This window comes from Sagittula stellata E-37 (assembly GCF_039724765.1).
GTDB classification, from domain to species: Bacteria; Pseudomonadota; Alphaproteobacteria; order Rhodobacterales; family Rhodobacteraceae; genus Sagittula; species Sagittula stellata.
Genome location: NZ_CP155730.1, coordinates 317,476 through 335,925, shown reverse-complemented (window position 1 = coordinate 335,925; position 18,450 = coordinate 317,476). Strand labels below are relative to the sequence as shown.

Below are 18,450 nucleotides of genomic sequence, written 5' to 3'. Positions count from 1 at the left end.
TCGCTTTTGGGCGTGATTCAAGCTGGTATCTGCGATGGAGACCAGCTTGGCACGAGACCTGATGTCGGATGAGGAATGGGCGTTCTTTGAGCGATACATCCCGGCCGTCCGCGCGCCTAACGGGCGCAAACCTACTAATCACCGCCTTGTTCTGGATGGGGTTTTCTGGATCGCTCGTACAGGCGCGCCGTGGCGTGACCTGCCCGAGGAGTTCGGCAAGTGGTCGAGCGTTTACCGCGAGTTCCGGCGCTAGACGCTGGCTGGGCTCTGGGAGTAGATCATGGAAGCCCTGAACCAGAGTGAGGCCGTGCCAGACGCCCTGCAAATGATCGACAGCACGGTTATTCGCGCCAATCATCCACGGCCCGGCAGGGCATTGCGTCAGCAATGTGCCGAGCGGGAGGCTGCGGGCGCTAAAGGGGGACACCACAACATGGTTTCGGCCGTTCTCGCGGTGGTTTCAAGACCAAGATCCACCTCCTCGTCAATGCTGCAGGGCTGCCCATGAGGACCGAGATCACTCCCGGTCAGACGTCCAACTACCTCGGCTTTGATTTGGTCATGGCCGATAACCTGCCCAAACCGAGCGTCCGGCTCGCTGATCGGGGCAATGATGCTGACAGCATTCGGGAAACCATGGAAAAACGGGATGTCCTGCCGGTCATTCCGATGCGCAAGTCCCGCAAAAAGCGCGTCGGCGTGGACCGATTACTCTACCGGCGGCGCAACCTTGTCGAGCGCTGCTTCAACAAGCTAAAGAACGCTCGCAGGGTCGCTACCCGATACGATGAAACTGCGGAAAGCTACCTCGGCTTCATCGACATCACATCGATCCGTCTTTGGATGCGTCATTTGTCAAAATGACCTAACGTCCACGCCAGGAAGCACCGTTCCAATGGACCAATGGCTTAAAATATACTAATGATCAATCAGATATGCTCGATGCGGACAGTCCCAATTTTAAGGAGACTAGGTAGTATGGCTTGCTGGACCGAAAAAAAGGTGATCTATTTCATCCTCTTTAGCTGCACACTATTGCTCTATGGTGCGGCTTTCGCCCAAGAAGACATTTGTTTTGGAGATTCGAAAGTTTGTTACGTATCACCACCCTGTGGGGAAAGGGGTTATTGGAGTCTTCAATATGCCCAAACCATCTTGGCCCCAACTCCGTCGCAGCCGGTTCCGACGGAATGTCTTGCAACTAACATTCGTTTCCTCGATGGTGGTGTGGTCGAACAGGTGTTGGTTGGTCATGACATGACCCTGGCCGCGACTAACCTTGCCAGATGCAGAGCCCATCTGGGAAAGACGGCTGTTCTATCCTGGTCACTGGCAGAAAACTTGCCGGAACTTCATATCAGTGCTGGAAACCAGAGTCGGGTGTACTCGGCCCGTTTCGTGAAAGACCCGAATGTCATCAGTGCATGCGTTATGATACTAATGACGGATGTGCCGAACCTTTCAACGGGGCGGTACCGAACCATTCACAGATGGGTTCCCGATGGCGGAGAATGAGCCAGATACGGGATTCGAAGGCGAAACGGTGCTCGGTCTGTGTAGACAGATTTGGCGCAAAAGACCGACTTGGATTCTTGGACTCTTGCGTGACGCCGGTTTGCTGGTCAGCATTGGCGGGCTTCTGCTTACATTGTTCACCTTCTATCTCGATCATCGTGCACAGGTTCGCTACGAAATGAGTGGCACGCTGGTTTTGCTGAAGAAAGCCCGAGATTCCGTGTACAAAATTGAAGTTTCACAGAGCGCTTCTCAAACGCCGCTGAGAGAACGACCTAGCTCGGATCAGAGAAGACAATACGAGATCTATGAAGAGTTGCGCTACATGGTGCCAAATCAGTTGGTTGATTTCGATCCATGCCTAGACCAAGTCGAAAGGGATCTAAAGGATTTTGCAGTCGGAGCGAAGCCTCCGCGCCGAATACTGGATGAAGGCGTGCCTCTTATGCTAACACCCTTTGCAGCCATTATACAGGACTTGGCTGCGCTGGAAGCTCAGATCAAACACCATGTCGACCAGAGAATTGGTTTTAGGGCGTGGTTAGTCAAAAAGTCTTTCGCGATGGAGGTTTCGCATTGTTTTGCATTACTGCCCGACTGATCCGTGGTCTCGCCGTCTGTGTCGCCCTTCTTGCTGGGCCTTCGCTGGCGCAAAACCGCCCCTCTCCCGAGATTGAGGCAAGCGGATTGTACTTCCTGTCGATCGGTATCGGCGAGTATGTCAAGGGTAACGATGATCTTATAGAGTTGCGTTCGGCGGAAATTTCAGCCCAAATGGTTGCGGAAGAGTTGATCGCCAGCGGTGCGTCTTATGGGATCGTGCTGACTTCTCGGCTTTCGGAAGGCAAATCTGGCCACGTCGTGACACGCGAAGATATCATAAATGCACTTATCGATATCAAAAAACGTATGCGTGCCGATAACGCTCAATCCCCCCGTTTGCTGGTATATATTATGGGCCACGCCTACGGCGACCCCCAATTCGATATACTGTTTGTCCAGCCCGGCGATGCCGTGGTCAACCCTAGAGAACGCAGCCAGTTGGGCGTAAGTGCTTTGGTGCAAAAAACAATCTGGAACGGAGACATCCTTTCGGCAGCGGTGAATTACCGGACTCATGATAGTATGCGGTATATGGACGATTTCCTACCCTCGCAGATCATGCCCGATCTAACGCGACCACTATCCGGGTTAGAAACCGCGATGCGTGCGCAGGAGTTGATGCAGAGAGAGGAGCAATCGCGCGAGCAAATAGGCTTCCCGCCAGAGGGCAACCCTCCGGTGCCTTTTGTTATTTTATTCGACAATTGTTACGCCACTATTGAACAGGACATCGTAGTCGATGCCGCATTCTTTAGCGGCATCGTGCGCGGTATGTGGGACGACATCGTGTCTGATGGCTTAGTTTTTTATGCTGCCAAACCCGGCACTCTTACAACAGACATTCCGATACCAAAGTTCCTGTCGCCCACACAGGAGGGACAAAGCATGGGCAGGCTAGGAGCTTTGCTAATCAAGGCCCTGAGGGAAAACTCTGCACCCAGTTTCGCACAGCTCAGGTCGGCGATGGAGGAAGGTTTCCAGCCCGATTGGGAAGCCCCATGGAAGCCTTACTCCCGATCTTCCACCATTTCGGGAGACGTTGCTGCAGTCCAATTGCTCCCAGAAAAGGCTGGCATTGGAGAGTTCGACCGACGTTAAGGGAGCCAATCCTGCCTCAGCCAACGGTAGCCGCCTAGCCCGAATTGCGTAATCTGCCGTGCCTAGCAAATGTATTTCTCATGCGGCCTGATGGGACCATTTGAGACGAGATTTGCCAATCGCGTTTGCGATTGTGACGAGTTTGCGGGCGACTGCTGTGATGACAACCTTGTGTGGTTTTCCGGCGGCACGAAGACGGTCGGCGAAGATTTTCAGGAGCGGGTTGTGATGGCTGGCGACGAGCGCCGCCTGGAACATCACGTGTCGTAACAGTCGGCGGCCGCCTCCGATGGCGCGCTTGCCGCGCATGGCGCCACTGTCATGTGCGATCGGAGCCAGACCCGCCAGCGCGGCGGCCTGCTCACTGACCTGACACCCGCCTCTCCTCCGGCCAATCGGAGAATCCGCGGGTTGATTTCTGGGACTACGCGGCGCGCATTTCCAGCCCCTCATTGCCATGAACTCAGCCGGGGTCATGTTCCCGAGGCCGGAATGCGGGCGGTGGTGGGTGTAGTCGTCCTGCCAGGCACGGATTTGCTGCCGGGCCTCGCCGAGGGTCGAGAACAGTGTCTCTTTCAACAGCTCGTCCCGGAAGCGCCCGTTGAAGCTCTCGACGAAGCCGTTTTGCATCGGCTTGCCCGGCGCGATGTAGTGCCATTCGACGCCGGTGCGCTGGCACCACGACAGGATCGCCATCGAGGTCAGCTCCGTGTCGTTGTCGCTGACCACCATGGCAGGGCGCCCCCGCCGGGCGATCACGGCGTCGAGCTCCCGGGCGACGCGATGTCCCGACAGCGACGTGTCCGCCACCAGCGCCAGGCACTCGCGGCTGTAGTCGTCGACCACGGCCAGCACCCGGAACCGGCGTCCGTCCGTCAGCGCGTCGCTGACGAAGTCGAGGCTCCAGCGGATGTTCGGCGCATCTGGCAGCAGCATCGGCCGACGCGTGCCGAGGGCCCGCTTCCGGCCGCCCCTGCGACGCACCTGGAGCTTCTCCTCCCGATAGAGCCGCCGCAGCTTCTTGAGGTTCATCACGATCCACTGCCGCTCAAGCAGATGTGGATGCGGCGGTAGCCGAAGCGCCGTCGCTCTGCCGCCACGGCCTTCATCGCTGTCCTTGCCCCGGCATCGTCAGGGCGGACGCTGCGATAGCGCACGCTCGACCGATCCACGGCCAGGGCCTGGCACGCCCGGCGCTGGCTCACCCCGTGTGTCGCAACGACGTGGGCCACCGCTTCCCGCTTGACACCGGGCGCTACCATTTTTTTGCCGCGACATCCTTCAGGATCGCGTTGTCCAGCATGGCCTCGGCCAGCAGCTTCTTGGGCTTGCCGTTCTCGTCCTCGAGCGCCCTCAGCCGTCGCGCATCCGACACCTCGAGCCCGCCATACTTCGCCTTGTATTTGTAGAAGGTCGCAGAACTCACCCCGTGCTTGCGGCAGACATCGGCCGTCGCCATGCCGGCCTCCTGCTCCTTCAGCATCGCGATGATCTGCTCCTCGCTGAACCTCGATCGCTTCATAATCCGTCTCCTCGTTTGATCTGATCCCCGTATTCTGGGCCGTTTGAAGGTGGAGTTTTCCGCTATGATTTCCCGGCTGGGAGAGGAGCGGAATCAGATGAAGGCATCGAAGTTTTCGGACGCGCAGAAGGCGTTCATCATCAAGCAGGGCGAAGAGGGCACGCCGGTTGCGGAGATCTGCCGCAAGGCGGGCATCAGCCAGGCCACCTACTTCAACTGGAAGAAGAAGTATGCGGGTCTGTTGCCGACGGAGATGAAGCGGTTGAAGCAGCTCGAGGATGAGAACGGCCGGCTGAAGAAGATCGTGGCCGATCTGACGCTGGACCGTGAGATGTTGCAGGATGTCATCCGGCGAAAGATCTGAAGCCTGGTCGGATGCGCGAACTGGTGCGCGGGATGTGCAGCGATTGGGCGGTCTCGATCCGGACGGCGTGTGGCGCCATCGGATTTGATCGCTCGACGTTCCACTACAAATCCCGCCGCGTCGATCAGGCTGCCGTGGAAAAGCGGATCAAGGAGATCTGCGAGACACGTGTGCGCTACGGCTATCGCCGGGTTCATGTGCTCTTGGACCGCGAGGGCTGGGGTATCAACATCAAGAAAGTCTATCGCATTTACAGGGAGTTGGGCATGCAGCTCAGGAACAAGACGCCGAAGCGGCGGGTGAAGGCCAAGCTGCGCGATGACCGTGCCGAAGCCGTCGGGCCGAACGATGTCTGGGCGATGGATTTTGTCCATGACCAGCTGGCGACGGGCAGGAAGCTTCGGGTCTTGACGGTCGTGGACACGTTCTCGCGATACGTTCCGGTGCTCGACGCGCGGTTCAGCTATCGCGGCGAGGATGTCGTGGCGACACTGGACCGGGTGTGCCGCAGATCGGGCTATCCCAAGACGATCCGGGTCGATCAGGGCAGCGAGTTCATCTCCCGCGACATGGACCTCTGGGCCTATCAGCGCGGTGTCACGCTCGACTTCTCACGGCCGGGAAAGCCAACAGACAATGCTTTCATTGAAGCGTTCAATGGCCGGTTCCGTGCCGAGTGCCTGAACGCCCCTTGGTTCCTGACGCTTGCAGATGCGGCCGAAAAGTTGGAGGCTTGGCGTAGATACTAAAACGAGGAACGGCCACATGGCGCGATCGGCAACAAGACCCCGATCACGCTGACGAAATCAGGGGACATCACCAGCCTGTTACCCTGATCAAAGCCGGAAAACTCTCGCCAAGGGCGGTAGAAGGTTCGGGGTCGGACCAAGCTGGCGCAAACTCTACATCACGGTGAGGGATTTCGCGGGGGGCAGGTCAGGGGCTATTCAGTTCTGGGTGGAAATCAACAGCGCACCGCTTACCTCGCATTAAGTGTTTTGCCCTATTCTTGCCTTGCTTTTTCGATTTAAGTGAAACAGACAATGCAGGAGCAGGCCATGCGCTCACTATTTTTTTGGTTCTTGGCGCTCGGCGCCGCAGTGACAGCAGTGTCGTATCAAGTTGGCAATCTAGATCTTCGCGACCAAGAAATGGCCTCGGTAGAAACGACCTACCCAACTGTCGTAGTTGCCGGTGTTGAGATAACGTTAAAGGGGCGTTCGCTCTTTATCGTTCAATTAGATCCGACCCGCTTAGTCAGACAGGTTCAAATACAACCAATCTTCTCTGGATCACAACCAGATATCGAGGGAAATTGGGTTAGTTTACCATACTTGCCCACCAACAGTGACACGGATGGTCTCGCGGCTCGAGATGTATTTTCCCTCGTTTGTTCGGATTCGCGAAACAAGGACGAATGCAACAAAGCCTTTGTCAAAGAACTCAGGCTGTCCATTGAAACGCTAGACCACTCGCATGTGAAAAGCCTGCAGCTTACTCGCATTTAATGCAGAGGCTTGTACGAAAGCTGACCGAACAAGGTCGCGGACGCAGTTAAAGACAAGCAGAATGCCACCGTATTTACGAGCGTTGTGCCGTAATCGAGCCAAACCAAACCCGAAGGTACCGCGAGTGCAAATAGAGAAATGCCAACTGAAGACGCATTCATAGTTCGCCCTACGGCGAGCGAAATGACAACACCCATACCAAGGCTAAGAATTCCCAAAAGTTGTTGTGGAAGTGGCGTTACTGAAAAATCCGACAGGGCTGAGTTAACCGTGTGTACCATTACTAGACCAAGAGTGGCTGCAACACACCCAGACACTAGGCCAAAGAATATACCCATTTGCTTGAATTCGCGTTGAAGCAATGAACCGGTAAGAACCGATACGCCCGGGAATAGGGCTATGCTGAGTCGCCCAAAGTCAACCGGCGACCGAACCCTATCCCTCTCCGCGCGTAGTACATCCCCAAGGTCATTAAGAATCAACAGCACGAGCGCAGCCAAGCACCAAACGGCCAGGCGCTTCCAACTGTGATCTCTTGACGAACACGTCGCGAAGGCTGTTAGCGGTATTAGCGTCAGCAAAACCGAGAAAACTTGGGACAAATTGGCAGATGTCATTTCACTGTTTGGCCGATAGGCCGGCCTCCTGATAGGTCTCAAAAAGCTCTGCGGTTGCTTGTTGAAAAAGCGCTATGCAACGGTCACCGTTATCTGGTGAAATCAAAATCTTGTTGCCAATCGCGCGAGCACTTTCTTCGCGGCCTATGCGCAGGAGGAGCGCAGTTAATACATAATCGCGGGCTTGGGCCGTTCCAGGCAATTCTGCCATGAACTCGGCCAAATAGATCAACTGTTTACGGTCTTTGGTCAGGGCTTCTATTCGCCGAAGACTTCGCAAAAGATGAGCACTATTTTCATCGCAACGCGATACTTTCGCTCCCGGTATGTTGGCCAAAGACAGACTTTGCATCCTCGCTTCAACCGAGAGATAGAGCGCGCGCAAGAAGTTCGGGTCGCGTTGATTGGCGCGGTCAATGTAACGCAGCGCGGGCTCTGTTTGCCCTCTTCTTAGCAAGACAAATGCCGTGAGATAGTCGGTATCGGCTTGAAGCCTGGGGTCCAACTCATGGCCCAACTGCTCGCTAAGTGCCTGCAAATTCTGGATCCAAGCGCGTAGCCGGGGCGAGTCCAGTGGTTCGCCCGCCCGAAGATGCGTGCGTGCCATTTCATAAAGCGCGCGGTGGCGAACCATAGGATCATCGCTCACGGATAAAATCTGGCCGAGTACATCTAACTTTGCTGGTACCCCGGCAACCATGGCAGCGGCTCTGAAGCGCGCGCGAATTTCCGGGGCAACGCCTACCGCAAGGTTCGGATACCGCATAAGCGCAGTATCACCTGACGCGAGAACCTCTGCACATCCTGTATCTTCTGAAGGACTTTCGTTTGCTATTTCTTCTTGCCGATCACGTTCTGGCGCCGACACGGCCATTAAGGCAGCTATTGTTTCTGTTCGAAACTGCTCAATCTCGTCTTCTAGGTCTAATGTCGAGATCCGAACAGCCGCGGATGATTCTGGCGGCGCCGGCCAAAGTCGTAGCCGCGGTTGGTTGTCCGAACCGTTTTTAGTCGCCTTGGCCTGTCCTGTGCCTGCGGGGACTTCAACCATAGGCTGGCCGGGATCCCCGACAGCCCCAGAATGACAATTCGCCAGCGCAGGGTGTACAAAACAGGACGCAATCAGCGCATGGGTTATCAAACGAAACATCATCGGAAAAAGGTGTCATTGTCAAAGTTTGCAGATCGGCGCGAAACACTGATCCGAATGCCGCCCGAACCGCGCACAACAGCCCAACGGAACGAAATGTCTCGCTCTTTCATGGCCACATACATCTCAGCAAAAAGCGGCACAGCGTCGGGGATGACGTGGATCCACGGTGAGGACCCTGCGGGTATAGCCTCAATAAATGCAATTTTTTCATCCAGTTCGCTCTCAGCGGGCACGCTAGCCGCAACGAGATGGTCCAGGTACTGAACCAAAACTTGCACACGGAATGAGTTTAAGTCGCGCGTGTTGCCGTCAGGCCCCGTCAGGAAGTTGCGACGCCCTCCTACCATAAGCGTAGAGGCTTCTGGATCTGCAATATGGGCCGCCGCTAATTCTTCGAAGCCGAGTCTATACAAACCGTCTGTGCGGAAAACGAAAAACTCGGTCAGAGGTCGAAAGTGCTCGAATGCCCTCGGCGTCTGTGCGAAGGCCTTTGTCGTTGCGGACAAGACGCTTCCCTTGACCGGTGGATTGGTACTGAATGTCAAAAGGCTAAGCGTCGTGAGGACGATTATGATCGCAAAGCCGTTGGTTACCGCGTCCACCAACGCCTCGGCGGCTTCATCGCTCTGTTCATCTTCGTCGTAAACTATAGGGCCTCGCTTAGCCATCTCATTCGGCCTCGTCGACTGTCAGCGCGGACCGAAGGTCGTCTGCCTGCGGACTGTCAGCAGTAAAAGGAAGGTAGAAGACACTCCGTGCCACTATGCTGGGTGTGTCGCGTAGTTCCCGCTCAACAGCACTGTTGCAGCGGAATGCATCGTCACCCAAGAGAACTGCAATCTGAAGTAATCCCTGCGCGTCTTGCTCTACAGCGCCAAGCGCTTCTGGCAAAGCATCAAAAGATATCAAGTTGCTTTCCTTGGTGAGTCTGCTGGTCAGGCGGATGTCTGGTCCGGGCTGGGGTTGGCAGGTAATCATCAGGTCTGGAAGCGTTGGTTTGTGCTCCGCACTGGACTCTCGTATTAGACTCAGGGCCAGTAGGACAATGAAGGCACCCATAGCACAGAACATCGCGTCCATCATCCCGCTCCATGCAGGGGGCAACCCACTGTCGCTATTTTCAGTTTGGACGAGGCGCATCGCGCTGCCCTGAAGCGTCGGTCATTATGTGCGATAGGGTTGTCGTCATGTGCTGAGATCTAAGCGCTACAACCAAGTACAAGGATTGTGCCAGCGCAACGACAAGCGCCAATACGATCCCAAGCAACGTGGTGTCAAAAGCGGTCCGAAGCCCAGCGATCACATTCCCCATCGCGGATTGCATGGCCTCTGTGCCTTGCAAGACGATCGGTTCCAGCGCTGTGATTGCGACCGAGATCCCGTATACCGTGCCAAGGAACCCGAACAGCGGAAGCGCCCAGATGCTCAGTTTGATCGGAACCATGAAAGCAGAGCGCGCCAGCGTTAAATGCTCAAATGTCGCTTCCGCCCTGTCCTGCTCCGCGCGCGGTGGTGAGCCGAGCATATCCTGGGGCGGCCGTGGTCGACCAGACACTACACGCAGTATGGATTGCCGGGGTAGGTTGGATTGGCACGCCACTGAGAGGGCAACGCGTGAATCCTCGCGAACGGCTACCCCTTGTATAAGCGTGTATATCAACGTCGCGCCAGCAAAAGCCATCATACCCCAACAATAAGAGCTAGCCAGTATGCGCCCAAATATAGAGCCTGGAGCACTTTGCGCCGCACCGTCGGTAGACAGGCTGTCTTCGGTCTCTACGGCAGGCACATCCGCTGCCTCGAAAAGCGCGGACAGTCCCCCATCGAGCCAAAAGAATGCGTAGGCTGTCACCAGCACTACAAGAAGAAGGACGGACCAAAAGAAACTGGCCAATGGGCGCACTGCAATCGGATGCAGCCGGCCGTTCGCTAATTTGGTGTACCCCAACGGGTCTGTCGCATCAATCGCTGCCACTGGTAGCGCTTTCCTGTTGCGAAGAGCTCATTGCTTGATTCTCCGCTATTAAGTCTTCGATCTGGACTTGCAGGGCCTGCGCCTGCGATAGGTTGTGATCTATCTCTGCCAATTTGTTGAACGCCTTATCCCTCGCTTCCTCAGACACGTCGGGGTCGTTAGCCAAAGCGATAACTGCCTCTAGGTCGGCCTCCAGTGAGACAATCATCGCCTCAACATTCTGCCGGACCTCAAGGAGGCCTTGCAGTTGCTTCTGACGCAACTCTTCAGGGCTTGGATCGTCGGCCATGCCCATCCCGGGGTACAGCCACAGCGCAAGAGCCGTTATGGAGGCTAAAAGAGGATTACTCCGAAGCATCCTCGGTTCTTTCGATTTCCTTATCCGCCTTCTGGGCCAATTCATCAATGGAAGCTGACAACGCTTCTAAGCCATCCACCGCTTCCTCTGCCGCGTTCAAGGCCGATTCGAAGGCATTACGGCGGATGCGGGCCTCGATCAGCTCTGCACGGTTGCCAAGATCGACAACCTGCTCATTCAACTTGATCCGCACTGAAGACAGGTCATCGATCAGTACTTCGGTCCGGGCGATCAGCGGGACCCAAGCATCGGCCTCTTCGCGAAGCAGGGGGTTACTTGACGTTCTAAGGCGCTGCTCTTCGGCGACTGCGAAATCAAGGTATTCAGTCAGCAGTGAGTCGATCTCGCCCCCGCGCTCAAGCTCTTCGATCACGGCGTCGACCGCATCCCGCATCTCTTGGACACGCGCGCCGGCCATTTCGATGTCGTTCATGCTGTCTGCTAGGGTGGTCCGCAGCGCTTTCACCCGATCTGTGTTATCCAACGCGAGGGCTGTTGTGCGATCGACGAACTCTGTGAGGTTGTCTTCAGGTTCCGGGCTGTGATTTTCCGCAACGGCTGGAAGAGCCGCGAGCATTGCGGCGGCAAGAACCCCGCCCATAAATTTATGTTTCATTGAGACTTCCTTTCTTATCTCACCCTGTTGAGTCGCCTAAGAGTCATAGGCCTATTCCGATGCTTCTTCGGCGTTCGTTGAATCGAGCTCGTCGAAATACTCGTTGAGCTTGGATGTCGACGCTCGGGCAGTCTCTACAAAAGCATTGATCAGCTTGATCGCGTCTTGGCCCTGTGCGATGCGTTCTCTGAAATACAGGTTCTCTTCAAGGTCAATGAATCGGTTGCGCACCGTCTGCAGGTCGTTGAACAGCGTTTTTAATTCAGCCTGCTTGTCGTCGAACCCTTGAATCACGGCGTCCGCGTCTGAGAGACGAGCAGCCTTGTCCCCTGGCGACAAGGTCGAGTTCGTGATGTCTGTCTTCAGCTTGGCCAACGTCTCTATACCAATCGCGATTTCCCGTTGCAGGTCGCCCGATGGCCCAATCGCGTTGATTGCCTTGGCAAGCGCCCGCGACAGCGCATCAAGCCGCGTCTGGACAGATTCGTTGCTGTTCACACCAGGCTCAATTTCGTTGTTATTCACCCGCCGAAGCTGGTCCAAGGCCGCCGCTAGCGCGACCCCAGACTGGTCAAGGCTGTCTTGGATTTCTGCGAGGCGGTCATTCTCTGGACTTGTTTCTTCAACTTCGACTGCCTCCCCTTGCGCAAAGGTGACCGTGGGTACCACCAAAAGCGACACGCAAAGGGCTGCGGTTGATAGGAAATGCCTCATATCAAGTGACCTTCGTGTTGTTTATAAGAAGCTTCGTCCGCATTGTGTTCGTTACAGGCATGCGAATTGGAAGCTGACGTACCACGCCTCTAAGTCGCTGCGAGTATCTTGAATGATTGCTTCATCCGCGAACTCGTTTGGCTGCAGTTCCGAAAACTTGTTGATCAGCCCGTTCAGGTTTCTGACTCGCTGCCGGAAGTTGTCATACAACGCGCCGGAATCCGCAGTGCGCTGCATGCACAGAGCCAACGCGCGACGATCTGCAAGGCAAGCTTCGACCCCGATCAGCTTGTCGACAAACGCCTGGTCAATATCTTCGTCCAAGACGCTTAGCGCGTCTTGATAGCGTTGCTGTAGTTCATCCACTTTGTTGCAATCTGCGAATTCCAATGACAACTTGCGTGCTTCCAAGACGCGATTGCTGATCTCAGTGATTTCCGCCTCCATATCGTTGAAGGCGGCTTCGATGGTGCGCGGTGTCACCGGTTCTTCCACGCCCTCGATGGGTGCGCAGCTTCGGAAAGCAAGGTTGTTCTGAGTCAGGTCCGACCAGACCAAAGTGTCATCCAGAAGTTGTGCCCGCGCTTGAGGTCGCAAATACGGTGCACAAGACGCTAGATCGCCCAGCTTTTCTTTCAGGGCGGTCGTTTCGGGATCCGCGACATCGGAAGGACCGACAGTGATATCCTCGTTTCCCACACAAACGCCAATATTTTTGTACTGCTGCATGAGCGCCGGATCATCGGCAAAATCTGAGCACGGCCGCTTGTTTTCTTCAGCACGGCCCGCAGCAGCCGAAGTTACGAAAAGGAAAAGAATTAATAGCCTCACAGCGCTTCCTTTTTCATATGAACCTCAATCCACTAGTGTAAATTCAATGCTCTAACAAATTCGCACGAATCACGCCCTCTTAAGACGATATCAACCTAATGGGGCTTTGGCGATGCTTCGATTGAAAAATCAGTCGTAGAGGACCAAAAATCATTGGCAGCGCTATAACCGTCAAAACAAAAGTCATGACAACAGGCCAAATCATGGTTGAACTGGAGGGATCGATGACAAATAGGTCAACCTGGCCGAGCTGTTTCTCGGCTAAATCCACTGCTTGAGAGCGCTCGAAATGGACGTTGAGCACATCCGCTGCAAACCAGTAAAACGCCAAACCCGTGGGCACAACAAGGGCAAGCACAACGCAGAGTTGGGCCATAAAGAACCCCCTGACAAAACGCATGCTGCGGCCCTCAGCCATAAGCCAGCCGAACTCTGTTCTGCGGTTGTTGATCGTACCAAATAGCAGTATAACAACCAACAGCATGGCCAGCACACCTAACGCCAAACCCAACGGTAATCGCAGGTGCGACGCCAATTCTTCAAGATATGCAAAGCGCGCAATTGCCCGCTCGTATGATGGGGCGAAATCGAAAATGTTTTTTTCACTTAAGACGGCGGCGTTTGGGTCTGTAGCCGTCGGTCGACTGAACTCAAAGGGCCATTTGTAACCCAGAATTATATCCCGAGCAGAGATAATGTCGATACCTTCCGGTAGGTAAATCATCGCATGGCGCAGATCAGCGAAAACAGGAATAGAGTCGCTGCCAGAACGCATACAAGATGGCAGCGGCACCGTTTTGTCCAAAGGCTCAACCTTGCCCTCGGCTGTAACGTGCCACGCCAAACTATCTCTCTTCGTGACGAATTGGTGTCGCCTGATTTCAGGGATGACACCACTTATTGCTTCGCACTGTGCCAGTTGGTCTTCGCTGCGCAGGTGCGTGAGCCAACCGTCCCCTTTAGCCCCGATGCCCTCACTCGCGCCAGGCATGGGCATTGGCCCAAGGCAAGCCGACAAGGCCTTGGCGTAAGTGTCAGTTTCTTCTTGGCCGAGAGACTGCGCGACGCCTAAGAGCTCAATTTCGGCAATACGGGTGCTTGATTGTCCTTGAGCCTTGGGAAAATACACGCCTTCGTCTATGCCTTCTGTCCCGGGATCGAACCCTGGGGCGAAGCACCCAAACGGAAGCCGCCGCAATGCGGCTTCAGTCGCAATTGGGAAGAAAAACCCAACCTGATCAGGGCCTGGCAAGCTGTCGACCCAAAAAGCGGGAACCTCGACGATCATCATCTGTTCACCGTCGCGCCCGACCCCAGAGACCCGCATATGAAACGCCGGTGCGTCAATTAAATCTGCCAAGCACACGGTCTGCCCGAAAGCGCGGGCCTCAGGCGCGGTTAGCGTTGGCAACATTGCGGACATATATTTCGGAACGTCTAAGGCACTTATCGCTTCGCGTGATAGGATTACGAAGAAGGGAAGCGTCGCATCGGTTGGGGCTACCGCTCCGGATTGTCGGACCGCTTCGCGCCAAAGCGGGTCATCCGGCGCCAAGGCCAAACCGTCAAAACGGGCTAGGTTTTGCCGACCGCCTGACGGGACAGGATCAACTTCAGTCGTGCCATCGGCCAGCACCTCTTGCAGGTTTATGCATGCGTCGGTTGATGCCGCGCTGATTCCACTCATGTCAGCACTTCTGGCCCGCATAGGGAGTGTTCGCGTGGATGGGTTGAAGAAGGGAAGCCCGACTTGCCCGGATTCGCCATCAATCTGCTTTATCAGGCTGATCGAGGCGCCCTCCAGCCCTGACACCTGAAAGTTGTGGGCAACGTCTGGCGGAAATGCATTGAGCTCTGGGTCGCTCCTCAATTGGACCCGTAAAGCCCGGCCTGACTCTGGGACACCATCCAAAAGAGTGCGACGCAAATTTTCTTCTACGCCTAGGAACACGTTTGTAAAAAACAGGCTTCCGCTTAGAAGCAGGCTCAAAACAATCCAAAGGGCCAACAGGTCGAATTGGCCCGGGCGCATAGACCAACGAAAGGTCGACAACAAAGAAATCGCGGCCAGCTTAAGCATCGGCCCCTGCGCGCTTACTAATATCGAGGCGCCAGTTCTCGCCTTCTGTCAGCTGGTCCCAGGCGCTAATTGGACCGCACACGCCGTTCGGGTGATTAAAGTCCAACCTGTGGTCCGGCATCAAATCGTAGGCGTCTTCCGGCGCATGCGTGACCCAGATCAGTGCCCGCGTGCCAAGTCCCTTGTCGCGCCACCTACGCAAAGCGACGAGAACCTTCGAGCGTAAGGCCGGGTCGAGGCTGGACACTGGTTCGTCAGCAAAGATCACAGTCGGGCCGCTTGCAATTGCGCGGAGCAGGCTTGCTCGTTGACGTTGCCCGCCAGACAACTGGTAGGGATACTTTCCAAAAACCCCCTGCTTCGGAAGTACGTCTTGGGCGCTCGCGTCAAAATCTGGAGCCTCCTTCTCCGCATCAAGGATTGAAGCGGCCACATTCAGCACTTCGCACAGCGTGCGTTGACGCTGCTCCGGCGGATGAGAGTCCAAGAGCATTTGTATACCTTGCCCAACAGTTACAAACGGCAGCAGGTCCGCATTCTGGAACATGAAGCCAAAGTGCTTTTTCCGCAGTCTTTCTAACCCCCTCAAATCCATGATCATATCGGCTGGAAGGTAGGTTTCAGCTTCGGGACCCCAGCCAAACCGCTCGCCGTTCGGGGCAACGAAAGCGACAGCACCAGAAAATGGCCAAAGCAGTCCGGACAGCGTAAATAAAAATGTGGTTTTTCCGACTCCCGACGGGCCGATGATTTGCATCCCGGAATTGTGATCGCTGAACACGGCTTGGAAATCTGTGAACTCGGCGACAGGGTTGGCTTTAGACCATCCGAATTTTACATCCCTCAGAACGAAGCCCCAATCTTTGATTTGAGTCATGGAAGGGCCCAGTTCGGAATCCAATAAATGTTCTCGGTGTCGCCGTCCCGCAAACCCTCGTATCGGTAACCTGTCTTCTGAGGTGCGCCGGTCTTTGGGTTGACCCAGGTGCCGAACGGTTCCTCCGCCACTTTGGCATACCGGGGTATCGCTTCGCCGGCCGCAGACATGAAATCGCATCCCCCGGTAATGCCCGAAACGACTGGCACCGGGCGCCTGCCATTTTGTATGATCTCTAGCATTTCACTCGATTGTTCCGCGAATTCCTGCAACAGTCTCAGTTCGCAATTCCCAACAAGCGCCTCGCTTTGGAAGTCGCGGTACTTGTAGCTGAGGATGGGTGTTTGAAAGAGGTCCGGTAAACCAGTGGCCGCACCCAAGAATTCGTGCAATTTTGCGTTAGAGTTCCGCCATCTGATGCCAAGCTGTCCTTCTGCGCTGCCAAGCAGGATAAGCTGCACGTTCCGGCGCTGATCCGATAGCTTTTCCTCTTGCGCAAGCCGGTTTGCGATGTGCTTCCAAGAGCTCAAATCCTCGTCTGTCATCAATACTTCCGGTTGAAATACGTCAGGATCAAGTCGGACATAGAGGATCAATCCTTCCACCTCACCCTGAATGCCAGAGCAATCCGAACAACGAAGCGCTGCAAGCCGGTTTTGCAAGGTTGCCATGTTAAATGGTACACCGCCTGCCTGGCTTTTCACATCTTCTCCAGAGACTGTCTCAACCTTTGCCGCGGCGCTCGTGGTTGTCACAACGGTGGTTGGGGCTGGTGCCGGGGGTTCTCCTCCACCGCATTCCACAGAGAAGGAAATACCGGTATTGTTCTCCAGAGCGCACTTAAAGGCCAAGGTTGACGCCTGCCCTTTTAGCATAGCTCCGATCCTGTCGCTGATCGAACCAGCGGCGCCCCCTGTCGATGGTACCTTATAAAAGTCGCCTGTCTCCGGGGACACAGCGGCAATCAGATCTGCCACCTGATCAGGGAACAGTGCGTAGGCCCTGTCAAAGTTCGCGGACTGTGCGCTGGGTGGCATTTGCACACCAAGCACCATGACAGGCGGCGCAAGGGGATCTGTTCTGCTCTCTTGGATGTCCGACAATATGGTGCTGAAACTCGGCGCGTCGCGAAATCCATGCGCGACTTGGTTATCCCGCGAGTAGCCGCTGTCACCGATCAATATGACAATTTTTCGATGCCAAGGGCACGCCTCGATCGCAGCGAATCCTGCCTCTAACCCGCCTGCTACATTTTCTTCCCAGTCGTCAGAGCCAGTCTTTTTCGCGATTTCAGAATCTGGAGATTGTACAACTTTTTTGATCTCCAGTCTGTTGAAGCGTTGTTGGAAATCGCGCGCGTTTCGCGCAATTTCCCGGTCATCGATGGCACTCCCGCATCCACTTCGTTGGTTAATGAAATAGCTAGCTCCAAGACCGGAATCGCCATACGGGTTGTCTTTGTTGCGGCTGCGGTCGCCATAGATCGTAAACCCGAACCTGACCTTGGAACCGGATAGTTCGGACGCAATTTGTTCCTTCAGTGTCTGAACGACCCCGGCACGTCCGCCGCTGCCTTTGATGGCGTCAAATGCGGCTTCCATGCTTCTGGTACCATCAATGATGAATTGGACGTCAACGTAGTCATGGTGCGTCACCCGTTGTGTCAACTCAGCACGCGTAATCGTGCCGTCCTCTGGTTGGTCTTGTGAGGCCACCGGAGTTTCAACGGTCACCGTCTGACTTGGCGTGACGTCGATGACGGATCCAACTTCGGCAAGCACCTCGACGACGGGGAACCCGTCCCCTTCTTGTCCAGTGTCGGAATCTAGCACCATCATACGGGATGCGTCGGTTAACCAGCTTGGGCCGTAGGCACCTTCAATGCAATTTTCGCCGCTAACGGCGTCCTCGACACTTTCGTATGCGCAGAGCGGTTTGTTATGTTGTGGTTCTTGCACCGCGCGAAGACCAACTGCTGTATCCCACAACTCGATCTGTGTGCTTTCGACCCAGCCGAGCAATGCGTCCTCACCTTCAAATAGATTGGCCTTGCGCGAAAGTAGAAAACGTTCATCATGTGCGCCCTCGTTCCCGTCACGGTCCGCAACAAAGAATATATCGAAGGGGCGAATTGCGACACATCCCGGTCCTGCCGCTTCGCAAGAGATGCCTTGGCGGGTTTGCGCATAACGTGGCGGCACCTCGGCATTGATTTCAAAGCGCCCCTTTACGAACGCCTTAAATTCCACACTGCCCGGCTTGCGAATCGTGCGGTTGCCGCAATGCAATTGGTTGGGCAAGGCCCAAACTTCTTCCGTCCCGGTTTTCGTCTTTGCTCGGATCAGTACTCTGTTTCTGCCCTGCTCGAGAATTTGCACAGTTTGATTGAAGGAAAGCCGCACCCCGCTTTCCTGTGCGGAGTTGTCCGCTACGAAAGTCGGAACGTCGTCCAAAGCCACAATGGCTGAAAATGGCCGGAACAACGTGCTACCCTCGCTTTGCTCCAATATGTTTTTGTACTCCGGGCTATTGACACAGTCTTGCGATCGCGCATGTGCGTGCTGAGCGAAGAACAATGAGAGAAGCAACGCTGCGCCTAAAGTTTGGTGAAATTGCATA

16 protein-coding genes and 3 pseudogenes are annotated in these 18,450 nt (G+C 55.3%); 6 read left to right on the top strand and 13 right to left on the bottom strand.

Annotation, left to right across the window (positions count from 1 at the left end):
* Positions 1–34: 34 nt before the first annotated feature.
* From ABFK29_RS23055 to ABFK29_RS23040, 4 genes and pseudogenes are all read left to right on the top strand, one after another.
* Positions 35–864: pseudogene (locus tag ABFK29_RS23055) on the top strand (IS5 family transposase).
* 114 nt (positions 865–978) lie between these two features.
* The gene (locus ABFK29_RS23050) at positions 979–1,515 is read left to right on the top strand and encodes a hypothetical protein (RefSeq protein WP_157136497.1); all 537 of its coding nucleotides are present in this window, start codon (positions 979–981) and stop codon (positions 1,513–1,515) included.
* Positions 1,502–2,116: a hypothetical protein gene (locus ABFK29_RS23045; RefSeq protein ID WP_005859641.1), complete on the top strand. Its 615-nt coding sequence runs from the start codon at positions 1,502–1,504 to the stop codon at positions 2,114–2,116. The genes ABFK29_RS23050 and ABFK29_RS23045 overlap by 14 nt, the downstream gene beginning before the upstream one ends.
* Positions 2,092–3,216 carry a hypothetical protein gene (locus tag ABFK29_RS23040; protein ID WP_157136498.1) on the top strand — a complete coding sequence of 375 codons (1,125 nt, stop codon included), beginning with the start codon at positions 2,092–2,094 and terminating at the stop codon, positions 3,214–3,216. Before ABFK29_RS23045 ends, ABFK29_RS23040 begins: the two co-directional genes overlap by 25 nt.
* Positions 3,217–3,294: 78 nt before the next feature.
* On the opposite strand, the gene ABFK29_RS23035 is transcribed toward ABFK29_RS23040, so the two are convergent.
* Together ABFK29_RS23035 and ABFK29_RS23030 are read right to left on the bottom strand one after the other, a co-directional pair.
* Positions 3,295–3,669, bottom strand: a complete 375-nt coding sequence (locus tag ABFK29_RS23035) for a transposase (protein WP_269725298.1) — start codon at positions 3,667–3,669, stop codon at positions 3,295–3,297.
* Positions 3,670–4,738: pseudogene (locus tag ABFK29_RS23030) on the bottom strand (IS3 family transposase); the annotation flags it as partial.
* 97 nt (positions 4,739–4,835) lie between these two features.
* Here ABFK29_RS23030 and ABFK29_RS23025 point away from each other — a divergent pair.
* Positions 4,836–5,938, top strand: a pseudogene (locus ABFK29_RS23025) (IS3 family transposase).
* A 222-nt stretch (positions 5,939–6,160) separates the two neighbouring features.
* On the top strand, positions 6,161–6,610 hold the full coding sequence (locus ABFK29_RS23020; protein ID WP_157136499.1) for a hypothetical protein: 450 nt from the start codon (positions 6,161–6,163) through the stop codon (positions 6,608–6,610).
* 618 nt (positions 6,611–7,228) lie between these two features.
* On the opposite strand, the gene ABFK29_RS23015 is transcribed toward ABFK29_RS23020, so the two are convergent.
* From ABFK29_RS23015 to ABFK29_RS22965, 11 genes are all read right to left on the bottom strand, one after another.
* Positions 7,229–8,380, bottom strand: a complete 1,152-nt coding sequence (locus tag ABFK29_RS23015; protein WP_157136500.1) for a hypothetical protein — start codon at positions 8,378–8,380, stop codon at positions 7,229–7,231.
* Positions 8,377–9,048: a hypothetical protein gene (locus ABFK29_RS23010; RefSeq protein ID WP_005859653.1), complete on the bottom strand. Its 672-nt coding sequence runs from the start codon at positions 9,046–9,048 to the stop codon at positions 8,377–8,379. Before ABFK29_RS23010 ends, ABFK29_RS23015 begins: the two co-directional genes overlap by 4 nt.
* Position 9,049: 1 nt before the next feature.
* Entirely contained in the window at positions 9,050–9,460 is a 411-nt protein-coding gene (locus ABFK29_RS23005) for a hypothetical protein (protein ID WP_157136501.1), read from the bottom strand.
* Between the two features lie 40 nt (positions 9,461–9,500).
* The gene (locus ABFK29_RS23000) at positions 9,501–10,355 is read right to left on the bottom strand and encodes a MotA/TolQ/ExbB proton channel family protein (protein WP_083803452.1); all 855 of its coding nucleotides are present in this window, start codon (positions 10,353–10,355) and stop codon (positions 9,501–9,503) included.
* The gene (locus ABFK29_RS22995) at positions 10,342–10,644 is read right to left on the bottom strand and encodes a hypothetical protein (protein ID WP_157136502.1); all 303 of its coding nucleotides are present in this window, start codon (positions 10,642–10,644) and stop codon (positions 10,342–10,344) included. Before ABFK29_RS22995 ends, ABFK29_RS23000 begins: the two co-directional genes overlap by 14 nt.
* Before the next feature lie 55 nt (positions 10,645–10,699).
* Positions 10,700–11,329 (bottom strand): hypothetical protein, encoded by a 630-nt coding sequence (locus tag ABFK29_RS22990; RefSeq protein WP_005859661.1) that lies wholly within the window; start codon positions 11,327–11,329, stop codon positions 10,700–10,702.
* 51 nt (positions 11,330–11,380) lie between these two features.
* Entirely contained in the window at positions 11,381–12,043 is a 663-nt protein-coding gene (locus ABFK29_RS22985; RefSeq protein ID WP_040604633.1) for a hypothetical protein, read from the bottom strand.
* A 51-nt stretch (positions 12,044–12,094) separates the two neighbouring features.
* A complete protein-coding gene (locus ABFK29_RS22980; RefSeq protein ID WP_040604634.1) occupies positions 12,095–12,874 on the bottom strand; it encodes a hypothetical protein in 780 nt (259 codons plus the stop codon).
* Positions 12,875–12,953: 79 nt separating this feature from the next.
* Positions 12,954–14,954, bottom strand: coding sequence for a hypothetical protein (locus ABFK29_RS22975; protein WP_040604635.1), 2,001 nt, complete (start codon positions 14,952–14,954; stop codon positions 12,954–12,956).
* On the bottom strand, positions 14,947–15,831 hold the full coding sequence (locus tag ABFK29_RS22970) for an ATP-binding cassette domain-containing protein (RefSeq protein WP_005859668.1): 885 nt from the start codon (positions 15,829–15,831) through the stop codon (positions 14,947–14,949). The genes ABFK29_RS22975 and ABFK29_RS22970 overlap by 8 nt, the downstream gene beginning before the upstream one ends.
* On the bottom strand, positions 15,828–18,449 hold the full coding sequence (locus tag ABFK29_RS22965; RefSeq protein ID WP_040604636.1) for a hypothetical protein: 2,622 nt from the start codon (positions 18,447–18,449) through the stop codon (positions 15,828–15,830). Before ABFK29_RS22965 ends, ABFK29_RS22970 begins: the two co-directional genes overlap by 4 nt.
* Position 18,450: the final 1 nt, after the last annotated feature.